This is a genomic window from Candidatus Brocadia sp., assembly GCA_021646415.1.
GTDB lineage: Bacteria > Planctomycetota > Brocadiia > Brocadiales > Brocadiaceae > Brocadia.
Genome location: SOEU01000022.1, coordinates 22,370 through 41,831, shown reverse-complemented (window position 1 = coordinate 41,831; position 19,462 = coordinate 22,370). Strand labels below are relative to the sequence as shown.

Sequence of the window (19,462 nt, the reverse complement as noted above, 5' to 3'; positions counted from 1 at the left end):
GTCAGCTCATATTTGGCAATTGAAATATGAAGGTATGATAATATGGCCCTATGACCTCTTTCGATCACCCCTTTATTATAAAACAGCAAATAGCAAGACCTGCCTCCAATCGATTTTCTGTTGAAGGCAAAGTTATTTTTCGATTTTCCTTAGCTTTTTAAACAATAGCTCAAGAATCTCTCCCGCTAATTTTATGGCTCCATCAAGTTTTTTATACGCGGCGTTTACTTCAGCATCGGAAACGGCGGTTCCTATGCCAACTCGTGCTCTGGAAAATTCCTCGAACTTTTCACTTAGATGGCTATCACCTAATCCCTTTATTCTGGCTTGTATGGAAGACAGCACAAAAACATGTTCCTTATCCAAGTCAAAGTTCGGTCTGCCTTCTTTTGAATTGAATACTAGCGCATAGGTTTTCTGCATTGACTTTAAATCCTTGTCAATGAAGGAAACTACTGGATCAATCAGGTATTTCTTTTCTAGCTCTATGGCTAAGTCCAGTCTCTTGATTTTCAGATTGTTTCTATGATCAATCCACCTAAAGAACAGGTTTGCCGCTTGTGTAATACCCACCCCAGAAATAGTACCAATGAAAGTTAAAAACGCCGTTTGGTTGTTATTTATCAAATCTTCGAGCGACATTTGTCGAGATGCCCCCATGCGAAAACTAATGATAAAAGTAACCGGCGGCCACTGCGTATCGGAAAAAAATCAACCCTGCTATTCTGCCGTCCGGTTCATTGAATGGTTAGCCCAGGGGTTCCCTCACGAGTTGCTAAAATGGATGGAACCAAACTGGCTGCGGATGGTTCTTCAGTTATTAGCGCCCGTGGTAACCGCTCAGGTTTTGCCAAGTGCCATTCATGATCGTCTCCCTCGCCAGTACAATCCACGATTTCAACTGTGCTGGCCAGGACATCTGTCGGAAGGTCGCCTGGATGCCTGTGCTTAGTGCTCTCATCTTTGTCATAGCTGCTATCTCCAGCGGCGTGAGCGGACTGATATTAATTATACAGAAATAATCCCTCAATACTTATCGAATTGCGAAAAAAATTCTCTATCTCACGATAATTTATTCCTGAGCTTTCCTGAAATTTTCTGCATTGTATCAAAAGCAATCTTGGAATCAATGGTAAAAGACGAAAATGGTTGTGTGGTGTCAAGTCTTGTTTTTTTGCTGTTTTTTATGATGTGGCTATTACTTCAACAGTATTTTTTCTATCTCATACAATACTTCTTTCAGAGAAGCCTCTTTTGGGGCTGCTACCTTGTTATTACCCACATGTTTGTGATGTGGAAATGTTTCAATATTTCTATAATGGGGAACGATGTCTATACCTGCAAATTTTTAAGATTTTTTTCCAGTTTCTTTAATGTCTCTATTTCTCCTGCCCACCTGATATACTCAAAATCATTCCCTACTTCTCCAGATACATATTGTTTATAAAATGTTTCGCTATCCATCTTGAATTTTTCTTCGTAATTTCTTAGATTTTCCCTTGTTTTTTTGAGTCCAATCATAATGAGCCTTATCTCATTTTCCAATGTGCCTTTTACCAGAGTTTTTAATTCTTCAGTACCATCAGGTTTTATTTATAATTATCTTTGACATAACTATCCCCTATAGTATTGGCACGAAAATACCCCTCACCCAGACCCTCTCCCACAAGGGGCGAGGGAACTTTCCATTCCTTCGCAGAGGCTAAGGGAGGGTGATATATTTTCATGCTTTTTCGTGAGCTATTATGGCTCATGGATGTTTATCTTGTAAAATCTTCTCTTTTTAGTAAGTTGTTTACCTCCCCTTGATCGTTCGACTGATCTCGCGACGAAGTCCCATCCTTGCGAAGGAGGGGATACAGGGGTGGTTAATTTGGTTGCGGTTACGCCGCTCGAAATGTATTGAAAATAGATAAGACTTTCCAGCAGGGTGGTGATAAGAAATCCCTTTTTAAAAACAATCCTCATACAGTTCTTACTCAGCCGTCCGTTACCAACCAATAAATCGCTTGACACTTTTATTCCAGATTCGTTATCATATTGTTTTATAAATTTCATTGAATTTTATAGTTAAGGAAGAAGATTTGAGTTCTCACGTTAAGGTTCGTTTTGCGCCCAGTCCTACGGGTTACCTCCATATCGGCGGGGCACGGACGGCGCTTTTTAACTGGCTTTTTGCACGGCATAATAAGGGTGTTTTCCTATTACGGATAGAAGATACCGACCAGCAGCGCTCCACCGAAGAGGCCACACAGGCCATCCTCGATAGCATGAAATGGCTGGGGTTAGACTGGGATGAAGGTCCGTACTTCCAAAGCCAACGACTACCTATCTATAAGCAATATGCAGAGAAATTGGTGGCAGAGGGGAAGGCGTTTTACGATGTCGATGCCGAGGGGCGTAAGGCGATTCGTTTTAAGATGCAGGATGGGGTAACGGAAATTAACGACCTTATCCACGGCACCATTACCTTTGATACATCCCTTATCGAAGATTTTGTCATACTCAAGGCCGATGGCTTTCCAACCTATAATTTTGCCTGTGTCGTGGATGATGCCGAGATGGGGATTACCCATATTCTCCGGGGAGATGACCACATATCGAATACCCCCAAACAGATCGCCCTTTACAAGGCATTTGGATTTAAAGTGCCGGAATTTGCACATATCCCAATGATACTGGGGGAAGACGGGTCGAGGTTGAGCAAACGTCATGGGGCAACCTCCGTTACTGAATATCGGGACAAGGGCTATTTGCCTCATGCCCTGGTAAATTTCCTTGCCCTCCTGGGATGGTCACCTGGAAACGATGTGGAGATTATATCGATACCGGAAATGATTGAGAAGTTTACCTTAAAGCGTGCAAATAAAACGAGCGCACAATTCAACAACATAAAACTGGATTGGATGAACGGCCAATATATCAAAAATACCCCTGTTGAACAGTTAATACCTGAGGTGAGGAAATTTTTTGAAAAATCGGGTATTGATATGGCAAAAATTACTCCAGAGTGGCTGCTCGATTTCGTAAAATTGTATCACGAACGCTTCAAGACCTTCCGGGATTTGCTAGACCAGACGAGGTTCTTCTTTACCGATACGATCGAATACGATCAGGCCGCTGTAAACAAATTCCTCAAGAAGGAAGGGGTTGGTGAGTTGTTAAAAGAGGTGCACTCGGCTATTTCCCGGGTAGATGCTTTTGATAAAAAAACGCTAGAAGACTCCCTGCGGGCTTTGACCGAAAGGCTTGGTGTTGGGTTTTCCAAGCTTGCACAACCCATGAGGGTAGCCATTACGGGAAAGAGTGTGAGCGCTGGTATTTTTGAAACCATGGAGCTATTGGGAAAGGAAAAAACCCTAAAAAGGCTCGACTACGCCATAAAAAATCGGTGCGAAACATCAGAAGCAATGAGGTTTTGATTTTAAAAGCAACCACAGATTATGCAGATCCACAGATTTTTTATATCCTACAATCTGTGTTGTCTGTGCAATCTGTGGTTTTATGTTTTTGAGTTATCAGGGTTGTTTATCATATGAACGTAAGGCTTTTTGTCGCAGTTGAAATTACCGGGGAAATCAGAAAAAAATTAGCGGAATTTCAGGATAAGCTCAAAAAAGTGGATGCAGACGTCAGTTGGGTGGCTCCTGAAAATCTCCATATTACTTTAAAGTTTATTGGCGCTATTGACGAAGAAAAAATTGAGGCAGTTACTAACATAATAAAAGATTCCGTGACTCATATAAGACCGTTTGATCTTGATTACAGAGGAATAGGTACTCTCCCAACGGAGAAAAATCCACGGGTCATCTTTGCAGATGTAATTGATCCAGGTGGAGTTTTGGCAAAGATCCACGAGAGACTGGACAATCAATTAATGGCGTTGGGTGTGGAGCATGAGGATCGTAACTTTGAAGCCCACCTGACGGTGGGACGGATAAAAACGCGCAGGAATGTAAGAAAGCTTATCGAGAATCTGAATTCGTACAATGGGTTTGATTTTGGTTCAGAACATGTGTCGCAGGTGGTTTTAATGAAGAGTGACCTTTCGCCGGAGGGACCCATATATACGAAGTTACATAGTGTTGATTTAATTTAATAGGTGTGACTTTTCGTATGGGTGAATTATGATATCGAAACCAGAGGATGCAGAAAAGGAAAAACGACAGCAAGCATTAGAAAGAGCAATTTCGCAGATCGAAAAACAGTACGGGAGAGGAACGATCATGAAGCTGGGAGGCGAGACGAGGGTGGACGTTCCTACCATCTCGACCGGGGCATTATCTCTCGACATTGCGCTCGGTGTGGGGGGTATCCCGCGCGGAAGAATCGTTGAAATATTTGGCCCGGAATCCTCGGGGAAAACCACCCTGACTCTCCATATTATTGCTAACGCCCAGAAGGGGGGTGGCACTGCTGCCTTTATTGATGCCGAACATGCGCTGGACCCTGACTATGCCAGGAAATTGGGGGTAGATTTAAACAATCTCATGGTTAATCAGCCCGATACCGGGGAGCAGGCGCTTGAGATTGCGGAATTGCTGGTGAGGAGTAATGCGGTAGATATCGTCGCGATTGATTCTGTGGCAGCCCTTGTCCCCCGCGCGGAGATTGAAGGGGAAATGGGCGATGCACACGTGGGGTTGCAGGCAAGGTTGATGTCGCAGGCATTGCGCAAGTTGACTGGTTGTATTTCAAAATCTCAGACCTGTGTTGTTTTTATTAATCAGATTCGGGAGAAGATCGGTGTTATGTATGGGGGGAACCCGGAGACAACCCCGGGTGGCAGGGCGTTGAAGTTTTACTCCTCCGTGCGTATCGATATCCGGAGAATCGGGAGCATAAAAGACGGTGACGTGACCATCGGGAATAGGGTTCGCGCTACCATCGCCAAAAATAAGGTCGCGGCACCGTTTAAAAGGGCGGAGTTTGATATCCTGTATAACACGGGCATATCGCGTGCCGGAGATATTATTGACCTTGGGGTCGAACATCAAATTATCGACAAGTCCGGTACCTGGTTTTCCTATGGTGAAATCCGGTTGGGGCAGGGCAGGGAAAATTCCAGGCAGTTTGTCGAAGGAAAGCCTGAATTGATGAAGGAAATTGAGCATGCTATCCTAAAAAAGATAAAACCGGAATTGATTACAGAAAAACCCCCTGAAAAAGCTTCCGAAAAGACGAAGGCAGAATCTGCCTCTAAAAAGGGTGAAAAGTAATTTAATTGTATGAAGACAAACGAGATTCGTAATAAATTTCTGAAATTTTTTGAAAAAAAGTCTCATGTAATCTGGCCCAGCGACTCATTGGTTCCGCAGAATGACCCGACACTTCTCTTTACCGGCGCGGGGATGAATCAGTTTAAAGATATGTTTTTGGGCAAAGGAAATTTAAACTTTAAAAAGGCAACTACCTGTCAGAAATGTCTCCGTACCGGGGATATTGATAATGTAGGTAAAACTGCTTCCCATCATACTTTTTTTGAGATGCTGGGGAATTTTTCCTTTGGAGATTATTTTAAGAAAGAAACGATTGAATGGGCATGGGAATTCCTGGTTCAGGAGTTAAAAATCGCAGAGGATCGTCTGTGTGTAAGCGTTTATAAAGACGATCAGGAGTCATACGAAATTTGGGAAAAACACATTGGTGTCCCCCGGTCAAAGATTTATCAATACGGTGAAAAGGACAACTTTTGGCCAGCAAACGCACCGCACTTGGGTCCTAATGGACCTTGTGGCCCATGTTCTGAGATATTTTTCGACCAGGGAGAAAAAATCGGTTGTGGGCGAAAAGAATGTGAGCCTGCCTGCGATTGTGACCGGTTCGTAGAAATATGGAACCTTGTATTCACACAATACGACCGCACAGAAGGAGGCAAGCTGGTACCTTTACCAAACAGAAACGTAGATACGGGTATGGGGCTGGAAAGAATGGCGCGTGTCATGCAAGGGGTACAAACCAACTTCGATATCGATATCTTCAGTCCTATTATCAAATCCCTGGAAGAAATCACACAGTTAAAATATAACGGACAACAAGGGTATGCCGTACTCATGCGCCGCATTGCTGATCATGTGAAGGCGTGTGTGTTTTGTATTTCTGACGGCGTCCTGCCTAGCAACGAAGGGCGTGGATATGTCGAGAGGCGGTTGTTGCGGCGCGCTATAAGGGATGGTACACAACTGGGTATAAAAGACTGCTTTTTGTACAAACTGGTACCAATTGTAAGCAATGTGATGCAGGAACATTATCCCGATATTAAGCAGCGCAGAGAGAATATTGCCCGGATTGTGAAAAGTGAAGAAGAGAAATTTCATGAGACCCTGGAACAGGGAACGACCAGACTGAAAGAACTCATGGACGCTTTGCAAAGGAACAACCAAAAAATCCTTTCTGGTCAGGAAGCCTTTAAATTGTACGACACCTATGGTTTTCCTTTAGATATGACTGAATCGATTCTCGGTGAGAAAGGATTCGTAGTGGATAAGGATGGCTTTGAGAACGAACTCAAAAGGCAGCGGTTGCAGGCAAGGACATCGTCTCAAATGACAGGCCAGGTCTTTGACACTGGTCCGCTGAGCAAGATTAAAGATATTTCGAAAGGTACGGAATTTCTTGGCTATGAGAAATGCGAATGTGAAGGAAGGGTAGTTGCCATTATCCAGGGTGACCAACTTGTTGATGCGGTCACAGCCGGAAGTGAAGTTACGGTGATTTTGGACCGAACACCATTTTACGGTGAATCGGGTGGACAAGTTGGTGATACAGGTGTTTTTGAAGCAGGAGGGAATCACATCCGTATTACCGATACAAAGAAGAATAATGAGTTTGTTCTGCACATAGGAAAGGTGACAAAAGGGGAACTCAGGACGGGTAGTTTGGTTCATGCCAGAATTGATGTCCAGCGAAGGAATTCCATTCGGAGGAACCACTCGACAACGCATATACTCCATTATGTCTTGCGAAAAGTGATCGGCCAGCACGCAGAACAGTCTGGTTCCCTGGTAGCCCCCGACCGCCTTCGCTTTGATTTTCACCATTTCTCCGGGTTGACAAGAGAAGAAATAGTACGGGTCGAAGATATGGTCAATGAGATAATTTTGGAGAATGTACCTGTGTCGGTAAAAGAATTACCTATCCAGGAGGCAAGGAATGCCGGTGCTATGGCCCTGTTTGGGGAAAAATATGGAGAACTTGTCAGGATGGCTTCTGTTGGTGATTTCAGCAAAGAGTTGTGCGGTGGGACACATGTAAATTATTCAGGGGAAATTGGATTGTTTAGAATCGTTGGTGAATCCTCCGTTGCGGCAGGAATCAGGCGTATTGAAGCAATTACAGGCATAGCTGCATTACACAGGGGTAGGGAAAAAGAAAGAGTTATTCAGGATATGTGTAGTATCCTGAATACCAATGAGGATAAGTTGCTGACAAAAGCGCAGGAATTGTTACACGAATTAAAGAATCTTCAAAAAGAGCTCCACAAGGTCAAACAAAAAGAGATACATGGCAAGGTTGAATCTTTTTTTGAAAACGCCAAAGAAGTTTCAGGGGTAAAAATTATTACAAGGAAAATAGAGGATGCAACCATAGACGATTTGAGAAAAACGGTGGATATATTAATGAGATCTGCCAAGGAGATGGCTATCGTACTGGGTGCCACACAAAATGGCCGTGTAACGATAGTTGCCGCCATGAGTCCTCTTTTGGTCAAGCGCGGTTTACACGCAGGGAATATCTCAAGGGAGGTGGCAAAGATAGTCGGTGGTGGAGGGGGAGGCAGACCTGATATGGCTCAGGCTGGCGGGCAATATGTGGAAAAATTAGATGAGGCGCTGGGCTTTGCAGTAGAGTTGATAAGCAAAAAAATACTCAATGGTGTTGACGCGTAATAGAACAAAAAGTACTGGCAGGTTAATTGTGAATGTCTATACGCTTCGCCACCTCTAAGTTTTCGCTTGACAATGAAGGTGTCTCTCTATAGAATTTTTGGTTTGAAAGTGATGTGTATATAATATATTATGGAATACTAATTGAAACAAAATAATATATTTACATCAGAAAGTAGAAGCAGTTTATGATGGAATACCAAGATGCCGGCCTTAAAAAAATGCTTCCGGTATTTTGCGTTTTCGATACACCTTTTTGTGAAATTTATATGGAACTTTTATAGAGGTGATAAATGCCTAATCCAAAGAGGAGGTTTTCAAACTCAAGAACTCGCAAAAGACGTACGCACGACAAGTTAACCCCGCCTGTTATTCCCCTTGCTGAAAACATAGGGAAAGGCACCGGTGTACGCTCAAAGCGTTATATTTGCTCACATTGCAAGCAGGTAAACCAACCCCACACGGTTTGTCACAACTGCGGCTATTACCGAGGTAAGCAAGTTATTTCTGTAGGAAAGTAGGTCTATGAGAGTTGCGGTAGATGCAATGGGCGGGGATAAGGCTCCTCACGAGGTTGTTAAGGGGTCGGTCCTTGCCGCACAGCAATTTCCGGATAGCGAGATTTTATTGGTCGGCGATGAAAAAGCGATACGCCACGAACTAGGCTCTTGCGGAATAACCCCGAAGAATATTACCATTCATCATGCATCTCAAGTAGTTGATATGGATGACCCTGCGACTTATTCCATACGTCAAAAGGTTAATTCATCAATTACACGAAGCGTCAAACTTGTTGCGAATGGAGAAGCTGCAGCCGTAGTTAGTGCAGGGCACACGGGTGCGACGGTTGCTGCATCGGCAATGCATTTGCGAACTCTTAAAGGGGTACGCCGCCCTGGTATTGCAGCTCCCTTTCCGACACGGCTTGGTACATGTCTGGTTATTGACGTGGGAGCAAATATTGCCTGTAAACCAATACATCTCTACCAATATGGTGTGATGGCAGCGATATTTAGTAAATATATCTTCGGTATCAAAGATCCGCGGGTAGGACTTCTGAATATCGGTGAAGAGAACGCAAAGGGGAATGATCTTGCGAAAGAAACGTTTATCCTTCTTTCCAATTCACAGTTAAATTTTGTGGGAAATGTAGAAGGTCGTGAAATATTTGATGGTAAGGCCGACATTGTTGTTTGCGAAGGATTTGTGGGAAATGTTCTGTTGAAATTCGGGGAAGGGCTTTCCATGAGCCTTCTATCGACGATTAAAGCAGAAGCAATGAAGAGCTTCTGGACGAAGTTGGGTTTATTTTTGTGCAAACCAGCCTTTGGTCCATTGAGGGCTAAAATGGACTTTACCGAATACGGCGGTGTTCCTTTGCTGGGTGTTAATGGTGTTTGTATTATATGCCATGGCAGGTCTGATTCCAAGGCTATCCAAAATGCCGTAAGAGTTGCATTGCAGTTATCAAAAAACAAAGTCAACGAGCATATTGTTTCCGAACTGGAAAAGGCCAATGCACCTGTGGCAAGTGTTACGTAACCGATTAGCCTCCAATTAACCTCCTCTGGGTAATTAAGAACTCACATGCAACAAAATCAAAGGGCATCTATTACAGGTATAGGATCCTATCTGCCAGGTAAGGTTTTGACCAATTATGATTTAGAAAAAATGGTTGATACCAGCGACGACTGGATTATCCAACGGACAGGTATTAGAGAACGCCGTATCGTTGAAAATGGTCAAATAACGTCTGATCTTGCTACCCAGGCATCCTTACGAGCAATGGAGGATGCCGGAGTTTCTCCCGAAGATTTAGACATGATTATCACATCGACAATTACACCCGATCATATCTTTCCTGCGACATCGTGTTATATACAACAGAAAATAGGGGCAAGCAGGGCTAGCGCTTTTGATATATTGGCGGCATGCGCCGGATTTATTTATGCAATGTCTATTGGACAAAGCTTTGTAAATTCAGGGGCAATGGAAACTGTCCTCGTGGTAGGAGCGGAGTGTTTGTCAAAGATTACAGACTATACTGATCGCTCAACGTGCGTGTTGTTTGGAGATGGTGCCGGTGCCGTTATTATACAAAAAAGCAGCACAAAACACGAAATTCTTTCTACGAACCTGGCTGCAGATGGGTCACAGGCAGATGTGCTGATCATGCCCGGAGGGGGGGCAAAGAACCCTGCTTCTTTAGAATCGGTTCAGGAAAGAACCCATTATATTCAATTTAAAGGTAAAGAAGTATTCAAACTGGCAATTAATAATATAACGAACTTGATTATAGAAACGGTAAATAAGAATGGCCTCTGCCTGGAAGATATCGACTTGATTATCCCCCATCAGAGCAATCTGAGAATCATTGAGGCGACCATGGAAAAACTTGGATTGCCTATGGAAAAGGCGTTTGTAAACATAGATAAATACGGAAACACATCCTCAGCCTCTATTCCCATCGCAATTGATGAGGCCAGAAAGGAAGGTCGTCTCTCCAAAGGCGATATTGTTATGCTGGTGGCGTTTGGAGGAGGATTAACGTGGGGATCCTCGGTCATCCGGTGGTAGAAAGCATGCGAAAGACGGCATTACTTTTTCCAGGTCAGGGCACTCAATATGTGGGAATGGGTAAGGATTTTTATACATGTTTCAAAGAGGCGCAAGAGATATTCAATCAGGCGAATGAGATTCTGGGATTTGATATAGCTGAACTTTGTTTCCACGGAAAACAGGAGGAATTAAACAAGACCTCAGTTTGTCAGCCGGCCATACTTGTGAATAGCCTGGCAATACTGGAAGTCTTAAAAAGAAATTCAGTAATTCAGGGAAACACCTGTTTTGCAGCAGCCGGGCTGAGTTTGGGAGAGTATACAGCCCATGTGTCTGCTGGCTCTATGGCCTTTAAAGATGCCGTGAGGCTGGTGTATAAGCGGGGTCTGTTTATGCAAGAGGCGTGTAATGCAAATCCTGGCGGAATGGTTTCTGTAATTGGATTGGCAGACGAAAAAGTAGAACAGCTTTGCGCAGAGATGAGTCCGTTGGGAGTTATCTGTGCTGCAAATTATAATAGTCCTGGACAGGTTGTTATCTCAGGCGAAAAGCCTTTGTTAGAAAAGGCATCCGTTCTTGCCAGGGAACGAGGCGCGAGAATGGTTGTACCTTTGAAGGTAGATGGGGCGTTTCATTCAGATTTAATGATCCCTGCAAGTGATAAGCTTTCGAAGGAACTGGAAGCAACACCAATTTCAAAACCAAATATCCCCGTTGTAGCAAATATCATTGCAACATATGTGAGAGAGCCCGACGAGATAAAAGTATCGTTGACAAAACAATTAAATAGTCCAGTGCGGTGGCATCAGTCGATCTCTATGCTGATACAAAACGGATTTAATCAGTTTTATGAGATCGGTCCAGGGAAAACTTTATCGGGGCTCATGAAAAGGATTGACTCTACTCAGGAAATCAAAAACATTGACACAGTAGAGGCCTTTGAAAATATAGGAAAATCGAATTAATTTTAGCATAAGGAGGTAAAACCGTGTCAGCAGTTGAAGATAAGGTTAAAGAGATTATTACAAAACAAATGGGGGTAAAAGCCGAACAGATTACAAAAGATACATCATTTATTAATGATCTGGGAGCTGATTCGCTGGATACCGTAGAGCTTATCATGGAATTTGAAGACGCATTCGATATGAATATTCCTGATGAAGATGCAGAAAAGATACGGACGGTGGGAGACGCTATTAAATACATCGAGGAACACAAATAAATGCAGAAACGGCGAAGGGTCGTTATTACCGGTGTTGGGGCGATTACCCCCCTAGGGCAGAAAATAAACCAAATCTGGTTGGCATTGTGCGAAGGGAAAAGTGGAATAAAACCCATCACCGCTTTTGATACCTCTGCTTTTGATGTCCATTTCGGGGGGGAAGTCAGCGATTTTGACCCTGTTCAGTGGTTTGATGTCAAAGAAGCGCGGCGACTCGATCGGTTCTCTCAGTTTGCTATAGTTGCTTCTATCCAGGCTGTGAAAGATGCCGAACTAAATACGGAAAGCTTCGACAAAACAAGGGGTGGGGTTGTAATTGGCTCAGGTATGGGTGGTTTGATAGAACTTGAAGCGCAGCATGAAATTCTTTTAAAAAAGGGGCCTTCAAGGATATCCCCTTTTCTGATTCCTAAATTGATGGTTAACGCTGCTTCTGCACAGATTGCAATACGATTCGGACTCAAGGGCCCCAATTATGCACTGGTTACAGCATGCACTACGGGAGTCAATGCCATAGGGGAGGCTGTCCGTATTATCCAAAGAGGGGATGCAGATATTATGCTTGCAGGAAGCTCAGAGGCCGTAATTACCCCTTTAGCCCTTGGTGGTTTTAGCTCTATGAAAGCCCTCTCTACCCGCAATAAGGAACCACAAAAGGCCAGCCGTCCTTTTGATAAAGACCGGGACGGTTTCGTTCTTTCCGAAGGGGCTGGTGTCGTTGTGCTTGAAGATTTTGAGATAGCAAAAAAACGAGGCGCTAATATTTATGCAGAAGTACTCGGTTACGGTCTCAATTCAGATGCGTACCATATCGCAGCGCCTGAACCCAACGGCGAAGGAGCAATGCGGTGTATGACAAGTGCCCTGAAAGACGCACAGTGCAATCCCGAAGAGATTGATTATATCAACGCCCATGCTACATCAACCCCTATTGGTGACAACATCGAAATGAAGGCCGTAAAGAATGTTTTTGGGCTCAACGCACCCAAAATCCCCGTTAGTTCTACAAAGTCTATGCTGGGGCATCAACTCGGAGCTTCGGGAAGTGTCGAAGTTATCATCTGCGCCTTAGTAATTAAGAAAGGGGTTCTTCCCCCAACGATCAATTATGAGGCACCGGATCCTGAATGCTCCGGATTGGATTTCATCCCCAACGTGGCCCGAGAAAGGAAGGTTGGGAAGTCCCTTTCCAATTCATTCGGTTTTGGCGGACACAATGCCAGCGTCATCCTTGGACGGGTATAGGCATACAAAATAAACACAATTATCATACGACAACAACTTTTTCATCATTTTAGAACTGCTTTTCCTGCCTCCCCTTTAAATTGAAGATTTACAGAACATGAAATTTACGCTTGATGAAATTCAATCTGTTATTGGCGGAAAAGTCATTGGCAATGGAGATACCTGCATCACGGGTATTGCCAGCGTTGAAGTCGCAAAAGAAGGGGATATAACATTCATCAAGAATGATACGCTAGCTCCCCAGGCCATGGCATCCAAGGCTTCCGCAATAATTTTACATCGCGAAATACAAGCACTTAAAAAACCACAAATCGTCATTGAAAATCCTTATCTTGCCTTCACGAAATTTATGGAAGTCGTGGCAAAAGAACGATATATGCGCCCTATCGGTATTCACCCTACGGCTGTTATCAGTAAGGCTGCTATCATTGGGAACGATGTTTCCATTGGTGCTCATGTTGTCATTGAAGATAACGTAAGGATAGGAAATTATGTTACGATTTATCCAAACACGTTTATTGGCAAGGAGAGTTACCTTGGAGACGATACCATCATCTATGCCAATGTATCTATAAGAGAAAATAGTATCATTGGCAAACGGGTTATTATCCATTGCAACAGCGTTATTGGAGACGATGGATTTGGCTATCTTCAAATAGAGAAAAGACACGTCAAGATACCGCAGATTGGAGCAGTGGAAATAGGAGACGATGTGGAAATTGGCTCCATGGTAACGATCTGCCGCGCTGCACTCGATAAAACGATTATTGGAAACGGCGTAAAGATAGACAATCATTCCCATATTGCCCACAATGTTACCATAGGGGACAACTCCATGCTCATTGCATATGCCAAGATTGCAGGAAGCACTAAAATTGGGAAGCATGTCCTGATTGCAGAAGATGTCGGCGTTACCGATCATGCATCTATAGGCGATAACTGTATTATTGGTGGGGGTTCTAATGTTTACAAGAGCCTGGAGGCCGGTTCTGTTGTGTGGGGTTCACCAGCCAAGCCCATTACTGAAGAAAAACGTATCCAGGTATTGATCAAAAAATTACCGGAAATATATAATACAATGAAAAGACTTGTGAAAACATCACAATAATTTTGAGGGACAAACGTATGTGTGGAATTGTAGGATATATTGGACATAACAAGGCTGTCAGGGTGCTATTAGACGGTATTAAAAGACTTGAATACCGTGGGTATGATTCTTCCGGGATTGCATTCGTTGAGAACGGTGTTCTGAAGTGCGAAAAGGCCGTTGGTAAGATCGCCGAATTAGAGAAGATACTTGATGGGAACAATTCCAATACCCATGCAGGAATTGTCCATACACGATGGGCAACGCATGGTGCGCCAACGATGGAGAATGCCCATCCTCATACGGATTGTCACCATGAGATTGCCGTGGTACATAATGGAATTATTGAAAATTTTGATTATTTAAAATCAAGATTAAAACGGGAAGGTCATACCTTCAAGAGTGAAACAGATACAGAAGTACTGGCGCATCTCATCGAAAAGTACTTTCAGGGTAATCTTGAAATGGCCGTTATGGAGGCGTTAAAAGAGGTCGAAGGAACCTATGGCATTGCAGTAATCTCTACGAAGGACCCGCAGAAAATTGTAGCGGCGAGAAAGGGATCGCCTCTTGTAATAGGAATTGGGAATCAGGAATATTTTATTACCTCAGATGTTTCTGCTTCGCTGGAGCATACGAGGGATGTGGTATATCTGGATGACAACGAGGTGGCTATTCTTACTTTGAACCATTACGAAACCAAGACCATGCAAAATATTCCCACATATAAAAAGGTGGAAGAGGTACTGTGGAATATTGATATGATCGAAAAGGGTGGCTATGAACATTTTATGCTCAAAGAGATCCATGAACAACCTCAAGCACTACGAAATGTAATGCGCGGAAGAATTGAAAGTAATAGCGGTTTAATAAAACTGGGTGGATTAATGAGTTGTGAAAAGGAACTCAGAGAGGCGAAACGCATCGTTATCGTCGCCTGTGGCACGTCCTGGCATGCAGGGCTTGTGGGTGAGTATATGCTGGAAGAGCTGGCACGCATACCCGTTGAGGTAGAATATGCCTCAGAATTTCGGTACCGGAATCCCGTTATTGAAGAAGGTACGGTAGTGATTGCCATAAGCCAGTCAGGTGAGACGGCAGATACCCTTGCAGCAATGCGCGAGGCTAAACACAAAGGCGCAAAGTTGCTTTCTGTCTGTAATGTCGTTGGCAGTACCATTGCCAGGGAGGCTGATTGCGGGATTTATTTACATATCGGCCCGGAGATAGGAGTTGCATCCACCAAGGCGTTTACCGCGCAGATTACCGTTTTATATCTGTTTACCATTTACATGATGAACCTGAAGTATCCCCACGCTCCGATACCTTCCGATATGATCAAGGTCATTCAATCAATACCGGATAAGGTTCAGACCATTCTCAGCATGGAAGAGAAGATTGTGGAACTTGCAAGGATATATAAGGATAGTGAAAACGCCCTCTATTTGGGGAGAGGATACAATTATCCGGTAGCGCTTGAAGGTGCGTTAAAACTCAAGGAAATATCCTATATCCATGCCGAGGGCTATCCGGCGGCAGAGATGAAGCATGGTCCCATTGCCCTCATTAACAAGAATATGCCCGTGGTCTTTATCGCTACAAAAGATAGCGTCTACGGAAAGATCTTAAGTAATATTGCAGAGGTCAGATCCAGGGGTGGAAGGCTGATTGCAATTGCAACTGAAGGTGATGAGCAGATTGTAGAGAAGGTCGACCATGTCTTTTACATACCCAAGACGTCCGACTGCCTGACGCCAATCCTTTCCGTAATACCGCTGCAATTAATGGCCTATCATATGGCAGTCATGCGGGGGTGTGATGTCGATAAACCCAGAAACCTCGCCAAAAGTGTGACGGTTGAATAATTCCTATGGAAATGCAGTGGTTGATTATTGCAATAATTGCCGGGATTTTTGCGGGAACTGCTATCACCTGGCTGTTTTGCAGGGTACGCATTGCTACGCTCAATGAACAATTCATCACAACCCAACAGGATCTGACGAATACACGGGCCGATCTTGACCTGAAGAATGAAACAGTTTCTCAGCTCAATCAGGAAATCGTGCGACTGGAGACCATTCTCGAACACGAGCGTAAGGCATCTTATGAAAAATTGGACATCCTTAATCATGCTACCCTGAAGCTGGGTGATGCCTTTAAGGCACTTTCATCTGAAGCGCTGAGGAGTAACAACCAATCCTTCCTGGAGCTGGCAAAAATTACCCTGGAAAAATATCAGACCGAGGCAAAGGGAGACCTCGAACAGAGACAGAAGGCCGTTGAACAACTCGTCACACCTATCAAGCAGTCCCTGGAGAAGGTAGATACCCAGATCCAGGAATTAGAAAAAGCCCGTCAGCAGGCGTACGGAAGTCTAACGGAGCAGGTGAAATCCTTAATTTATACGCAGGAGAAATTACAGTCTGAAACAGGCAATCTGGTCAAGGCCCTTCGGACACCGGCGGTTCGAGGCCACTGGGGAGAAATACAACTCAAGCGGGTAGTCGAGATTGCAGGTATGCTGGAATACTGCGATTTTTACCGGCAGCAAACGGTAACAACGGAAGATGGACGATTGCGGCCCGATATGCTCGTACGATTGCCCGGAGGAAAAAATATTGTTGTTGACGCAAAAACACCTCTTCAGGCTTATTTAGATGCATTAGAATCTGCAAGCGATGAACTGCGATTATCAAAGCTCAAGGGCCATGCACAACAGATTCGGTCTCACATGACAAAATTGAGCGCAAAATCTTACTGGGAACAATTTCAACCTACACCGGAATTTGTGGTTCTTTTTCTGCCTGGCGAAACCTTTTTCAGCGCGGCCCTCGAATTGGATCCCGCATTAATTGAAGAAGGAGCGAAGCAGCATGTCATCCTGGCAACGCCAACAACCCTGATCGCACTCCTGCGTGCCGTGTACTACGGCTGGCGGCAGGAACAGATGTCAGAGAATACCAGGAAGATTAGTGAACTCGGACAAGAACTCCATGAACGCGTTGCAACGATGGTTGAACATCTCACAAGGCTCGGTGGAACTCTTGGGAAGGCAGTGGAGGCATTCAACTCAGCTGTGGCATCATTCGAAGGACGTGTGCTCCCCTCCGTGCGAAAGTTCGAAGCGCTCGGTGCCGGGAGTAAGAAGGAAATCGAGGAGCTTGTTCCAATTGACAAAAGCGCCAGGATGCTTATGGAAATGCAAGGTGAACATTGCAAAACGGTAAATGACAATCCCTGATTGTCTTTGCCAAAGATGTCAGCACGACGATAATCTACGCCCCATGTTTTGAGCAAAAGAGGTCGCTGCGTCCGAAACCTGGTTGATGGATTATAGGCAGGATTATACATCCTGTATAATCCGGAATGGGCGATTGGCGAAAAATGCAGAAAGCCTGATATGAAAGTAGTTACAATGATTGAAATTAACTGTTAGGAGGAAACAACATGATGCTGAGTTTGGTTTTAATCGAAGGACAAAACGTGAGTGAAGAAACTCTCAGGAGCATTTCTCTGGGGAACGCCAAACAATTGGTGGTCGGAAACGCATATGGGTTTGGCGTGATTCTGCATATTAATGCGGAATCTCTTGTTGATCTTGACAATGCCCTCAGCGCATTTGCTCAAGTTCCGGGCGTTACCGGAGTTTTGACTCTGGCGCTTCGGACCCCGCAGTGATTCCCGGGTTACGTTGCGAATCGTTCTCTGGACAGGAACGCTTTTTGGCAAAGCACAAGATGGGAAAGAATCTCGGTATTCATTTAAATTCGCCGCCTTGCACAAACGGTTTTTTTTAAAGTTCAACGTCCGTCGTCATGATCACTTTATTTGGATCAAAAGTGCGAGGGTATCATGAAACGGCAATTTACGGAATGGCAAGATGTCAAAAAAGACAAAAAACCGGCCAACCGAATTTTGTTGAAAGAGCGGCCGGAGAAGAAAGACAGGCAAATAATTAAATACCTAAGTGCCCAGGCAAAAGAGGGGATTGCCCATTATAGAGTTTCCATCCTCACTAAACATGTCTCAATTATTTTGGAGAAGTTCTGCAACTCTGAAAATGCTGGTTCAGATGACCGACACGAAAAGAGAAGGAGGTTAAGATGTATACTCAGCAGAAAAGTTTTATTGTCTTGCTTTTTATTTTGCTCTTGTTTGCTTTATTTGTTCAAGAACATGCAGTAAAGGCAGACCTTACGCCTCAGAAATATATTAACATTCCCCCCTCTAATCCTGTTCTCATGTATGAATTTAACAAAATAGCACCTTTTAACAAAAAATCATTCAGGCTGGAAGATCAGCCTGAAAAGTGGAGAAGTGCAATGAGTGCTTTGGGACAGCAGTTAGAACTTGCTAAAGTACGTTCAGTTTATTTTGTGCACGGTACCTTTGTTGGCAACGATCCTGCCGAAACTATTTCATGGGTTAAACAATATGTTTATCCTGAATTAAGCCCTGAATATGAAAAAACGATAACCAATTTTATCAAAAAGGTTAATGATAAAACATATGCTGATGTGGGTAATTATACGGACGGGTATGTCGGTCTTTTTAAAAAGGCTATCGGTAATAAAATTCATTGTGAAAACTTTATATGGTCTTCAGCAAATTACCACCTGGCCCGCTTGGAAGGTGTTGTGTGTCTGACAAAAGCTCTAGCATGGGATATCAATCAAAGGGTGCCAACACCGGGAGAACGCATCTTGCTTATAGGACATAGTCATGCTGGGCAATTATTTGCTCTTCTGACAAATTTTCTGGCGCAGTCACCCGGAATAAAAGATCTTCGTAATATTATTAATTTTGATAAAGTTAATTGTCAGGATAATAAAGAAGATATTGCTAACTTTGATGAATGTTTGCAAAAAATTCGTCAGGTTCAATTAGATATTGTTACCTTTGGCACACCCCCTCGTTACGGCTGGGGAGATGGAAACTACCGTTTATTGAATATCATCAATCATCGTGGGAAAGAATATACTGGTGGTAGTCTTGAGGGCGTGCTTTGGACTAAAGACGGCGATTATATACAACAATGGGGAATTGCCGGCTCAGATAGTTTTGTTTTACAAAAAGAAGAAGAAAACAAAAAACTTGATATTTTATTGGGTGATGGTTGTAATATTAATTCCTGGAAAAAAAATGCAGAAGTAAAAATGCGTGTCCCTCACTATGGTAAAACCCTTTTGGTAGATTATAAAGACAACAGTTGGTTCTGGTGGAATGCTCATAAAACTCTTTTTGGGCACGGCGTATATACTCAATATGAGAAGATGCTTTTCAACACACAGCTTATAGTGGATGAACTCTATTTAGACTCCGGTGCTGGTGAACTTTCTACTAAATAAATTTGAAACAACACTTTTAAAGGAAAAAACAATTTATTATCATCTCTCTACGTTATTACAATAGCCGCACGGAACAGACTTATTGTCATTTGATCAAATGGAACAAGCTTCACTC

The 19,462-nt window shown here is 43.6% G+C and carries 19 protein-coding genes; 16 read left to right on the top strand and 3 right to left on the bottom strand.

The genetic code is table 11. The features are described 5' to 3' along the window. Positions 1-132 precede the first annotated feature (132 nt). Complete coding sequence (locus tag E3K36_14665; protein MCF6156445.1) at positions 133-642, bottom strand: hypothetical protein; 510 nt, start codon at positions 640-642, stop codon at positions 133-135. 16 nt (positions 643-658) lie between these two features. Between E3K36_14665 and E3K36_14660 the strand changes: the two genes are divergently transcribed. Further along, positions 659-952 carry a hypothetical protein gene (locus E3K36_14660; GenBank protein MCF6156444.1) on the top strand — a complete coding sequence of 98 codons (294 nt, stop codon included), beginning with the start codon at positions 659-661 and terminating at the stop codon, positions 950-952. 380 nt (positions 953-1,332) lie between these two features. On the opposite strand, the gene E3K36_14655 is transcribed toward E3K36_14660, so the two are convergent. After that, the gene (locus E3K36_14655; protein ID MCF6156443.1) at positions 1,333-1,545 is read right to left on the bottom strand and encodes a hypothetical protein; all 213 of its coding nucleotides are present in this window, start codon (positions 1,543-1,545) and stop codon (positions 1,333-1,335) included. Between the two features lie 198 nt (positions 1,546-1,743). Beyond that, the gene (locus E3K36_14650) at positions 1,744-2,058 is read right to left on the bottom strand and encodes a hypothetical protein (protein ID MCF6156442.1); all 315 of its coding nucleotides are present in this window, start codon (positions 2,056-2,058) and stop codon (positions 1,744-1,746) included. A 26-nt stretch (positions 2,059-2,084) separates the two neighbouring features. Between E3K36_14650 and E3K36_14645 the strand changes: the two genes are divergently transcribed. From E3K36_14645 to E3K36_14575, 15 genes are all read left to right on the top strand, one after another. Further along, positions 2,085-3,422, top strand: a complete 1,338-nt coding sequence (locus E3K36_14645) for a glutamate--tRNA ligase (protein ID MCF6156441.1) — start codon at positions 2,085-2,087, stop codon at positions 3,420-3,422. A 113-nt stretch (positions 3,423-3,535) separates the two neighbouring features. Then, positions 3,536-4,099 carry an RNA 2',3'-cyclic phosphodiesterase gene (thpR, locus tag E3K36_14640; protein ID MCF6156440.1) on the top strand — a complete coding sequence of 188 codons (564 nt, stop codon included), beginning with the start codon at positions 3,536-3,538 and terminating at the stop codon, positions 4,097-4,099. A gap of 28 nt (positions 4,100-4,127) precedes the next feature. Further along, the gene (recA, locus tag E3K36_14635) at positions 4,128-5,219 is read left to right on the top strand and encodes a recombinase RecA (protein MCF6156439.1); all 1,092 of its coding nucleotides are present in this window, start codon (positions 4,128-4,130) and stop codon (positions 5,217-5,219) included. Positions 5,220-5,228: 9 nt separating this feature from the next. Then, positions 5,229-7,889, top strand: coding sequence for an alanine--tRNA ligase (gene alaS / locus E3K36_14630; protein MCF6156438.1), 2,661 nt, complete (start codon positions 5,229-5,231; stop codon positions 7,887-7,889). A 290-nt stretch (positions 7,890-8,179) separates the two neighbouring features. Further along, positions 8,180-8,407 (top strand): 50S ribosomal protein L32, encoded by a 228-nt coding sequence (rpmF, locus tag E3K36_14625; protein ID MCF6156437.1) that lies wholly within the window; start codon positions 8,180-8,182, stop codon positions 8,405-8,407. A gap of 4 nt (positions 8,408-8,411) precedes the next feature. After that, a complete protein-coding gene (gene plsX, locus E3K36_14620; protein MCF6156436.1) occupies positions 8,412-9,428 on the top strand; it encodes a phosphate acyltransferase PlsX in 1,017 nt (338 codons plus the stop codon). A gap of 45 nt (positions 9,429-9,473) precedes the next feature. After that, positions 9,474-10,463: a ketoacyl-ACP synthase III gene (locus E3K36_14615; protein ID MCF6156435.1), complete on the top strand. Its 990-nt coding sequence runs from the start codon at positions 9,474-9,476 to the stop codon at positions 10,461-10,463. 5 nt (positions 10,464-10,468) lie between these two features. Continuing rightward, positions 10,469-11,410 (top strand): ACP S-malonyltransferase, encoded by a 942-nt coding sequence (gene fabD / locus E3K36_14610; GenBank protein ID MCF6156434.1) that lies wholly within the window; start codon positions 10,469-10,471, stop codon positions 11,408-11,410. Positions 11,411-11,433: 23 nt separating this feature from the next. Next, entirely contained in the window at positions 11,434-11,667 is a 234-nt protein-coding gene (locus E3K36_14605) for an acyl carrier protein (GenBank protein ID MCF6156433.1), read from the top strand. Next, complete coding sequence (gene fabF / locus E3K36_14600; GenBank protein MCF6156432.1) at positions 11,668-12,912, top strand: beta-ketoacyl-[acyl-carrier-protein] synthase II; 1,245 nt, start codon at positions 11,668-11,670, stop codon at positions 12,910-12,912. A 97-nt stretch (positions 12,913-13,009) separates the two neighbouring features. Continuing rightward, positions 13,010-14,020 (top strand): UDP-3-O-(3-hydroxymyristoyl)glucosamine N-acyltransferase, encoded by a 1,011-nt coding sequence (lpxD, locus tag E3K36_14595; protein MCF6156431.1) that lies wholly within the window; start codon positions 13,010-13,012, stop codon positions 14,018-14,020. 17 nt (positions 14,021-14,037) lie between these two features. Continuing rightward, entirely contained in the window at positions 14,038-15,864 is a 1,827-nt protein-coding gene (gene glmS / locus E3K36_14590) for a glutamine--fructose-6-phosphate transaminase (isomerizing) (GenBank protein ID MCF6156430.1), read from the top strand. Positions 15,865-15,869: 5 nt separating this feature from the next. Then, a complete protein-coding gene (locus tag E3K36_14585) occupies positions 15,870-17,240 on the top strand; it encodes a DNA recombination protein RmuC (protein ID MCF6156429.1) in 1,371 nt (456 codons plus the stop codon). Between the two features lie 206 nt (positions 17,241-17,446). Beyond that, positions 17,447-17,677 (top strand): hypothetical protein, encoded by a 231-nt coding sequence (locus tag E3K36_14580; protein MCF6156428.1) that lies wholly within the window; start codon positions 17,447-17,449, stop codon positions 17,675-17,677. Positions 17,678-18,102: 425 nt separating this feature from the next. Then, complete coding sequence (locus E3K36_14575) at positions 18,103-19,347, top strand: hypothetical protein (protein MCF6156427.1); 1,245 nt, start codon at positions 18,103-18,105, stop codon at positions 19,345-19,347. The last annotated feature ends 115 nt before the right edge of the window (positions 19,348-19,462 follow it).

What these genes read in the sequence shown, in the direction of transcription:
- alaS (MCF6156438.1), top strand. Translation starts at nt 5,229, where the DNA reads ATGAAGACAAACGAGATTCGTAATAAATTTCTGAAATTTTTTGAAAAA.
- lpxD (MCF6156431.1), top strand. Translation starts at nt 13,010, where the DNA reads ATGAAATTTACGCTTGATGAAATTCAATCTGTTATTGGCGGAAAAGTC.
- thpR (MCF6156440.1), top strand. Translation starts at nt 3,536, where the DNA reads ATGAACGTAAGGCTTTTTGTCGCAGTTGAAATTACCGGGGAAATCAGA.
- E3K36_14580 (MCF6156428.1), top strand. Translation starts at nt 17,447, where the DNA reads ATGATGCTGAGTTTGGTTTTAATCGAAGGACAAAACGTGAGTGAAGAA.
- rpmF (MCF6156437.1), top strand. Translation starts at nt 8,180, where the DNA reads ATGCCTAATCCAAAGAGGAGGTTTTCAAACTCAAGAACTCGCAAAAGA.
- E3K36_14665 (MCF6156445.1), bottom strand. Translation starts at nt 642, where the DNA reads ATGTCGCTCGAAGATTTGATAAATAACAACCAAACGGCGTTTTTAACT.
- E3K36_14650 (MCF6156442.1), bottom strand. Translation starts at nt 2,058, where the DNA reads ATGAAATTTATAAAACAATATGATAACGAATCTGGAATAAAAGTGTCA.
- E3K36_14660 (MCF6156444.1), top strand. Translation starts at nt 659, where the DNA reads ATGCGAAAACTAATGATAAAAGTAACCGGCGGCCACTGCGTATCGGAA.
- fabD (MCF6156434.1), top strand. Translation starts at nt 10,469, where the DNA reads ATGCGAAAGACGGCATTACTTTTTCCAGGTCAGGGCACTCAATATGTG.
- recA (MCF6156439.1), top strand. Translation starts at nt 4,128, where the DNA reads ATGATATCGAAACCAGAGGATGCAGAAAAGGAAAAACGACAGCAAGCA.
- E3K36_14585 (MCF6156429.1), top strand. Translation starts at nt 15,870, where the DNA reads ATGGAAATGCAGTGGTTGATTATTGCAATAATTGCCGGGATTTTTGCG.
- E3K36_14575 (MCF6156427.1), top strand. Translation starts at nt 18,103, where the DNA reads ATGTATACTCAGCAGAAAAGTTTTATTGTCTTGCTTTTTATTTTGCTC.
- plsX (MCF6156436.1), top strand. Translation starts at nt 8,412, where the DNA reads ATGAGAGTTGCGGTAGATGCAATGGGCGGGGATAAGGCTCCTCACGAG.
- fabF (MCF6156432.1), top strand. Translation starts at nt 11,668, where the DNA reads ATGCAGAAACGGCGAAGGGTCGTTATTACCGGTGTTGGGGCGATTACC.
- E3K36_14615 (MCF6156435.1), top strand. Translation starts at nt 9,474, where the DNA reads ATGCAACAAAATCAAAGGGCATCTATTACAGGTATAGGATCCTATCTG.
- glmS (MCF6156430.1), top strand. Translation starts at nt 14,038, where the DNA reads ATGTGTGGAATTGTAGGATATATTGGACATAACAAGGCTGTCAGGGTG.